Raw genomic sequence first — 580 nt, 5'->3', positions numbered from 1 at the left:
GTTCACCGAACCGGTCTTGGCGTCCTGCCAGAACGCGACATAGCGCTGGGCGGCGCGGGCGGAATAGGCATAGGCCAGCGCCTTTTCCTGCGGAGTCAGCAGGTCCAGCACCGCCGCGGCGGTCAGGGTCTCGATGATCGCCGTCTCGCCATAGGGGCCGATGCTGCGGCCGTATTCGAAGCCCCGGCCCTCGGCGTCCAGGCGCATCAGCATCACGTCGGCCGACTTGCGCAGCCAGGCGAGGACCTGCTGGGGCGGCTTGCCGCCGGTCTCGATGAAGCGCTGGGCGATCTCGCCGGCCAGCAGCACGCTGTAGCGGTCGAAGCGCCCTTCCCCGTCGGTCTCGTCGGCGAAGCCGTATTGGCCGGAGTAGAGGTCGTAGTGCTCGGCGATCTTGGCGTAGAGCTTTTCCGCTGGCGCGCCGTCGTCCCAGCTCATGCGCGTGCGCAGTCGGGCGATGGCGAAGGCCACGCAGTAGTAGTTGTTGGGGTGGTCGATCAGGACGTAGCTGTCGACGTCGACGAACATCCGCCAGTCCAGCCGCACGCGCAGCTTGGCCAGGGTCAGCGGGTCGACGGCG

At 68.1% G+C, this 580-nt stretch carries 1 pseudogene; it reads right to left on the bottom strand.

What is annotated here, in order from left to right:
* Window positions 1-580, bottom strand: a pseudogene (locus tag AC1RR5_RS26725) (hypothetical protein); the annotation flags it as partial.

It is taken from the genome of Caulobacter sp. GW821-FHT11E11, assembly GCF_058808315.1.
Note: the sequence above shows the minus strand (reverse complement) of the source record. Positions and strands in the feature narration are given on the sequence as shown.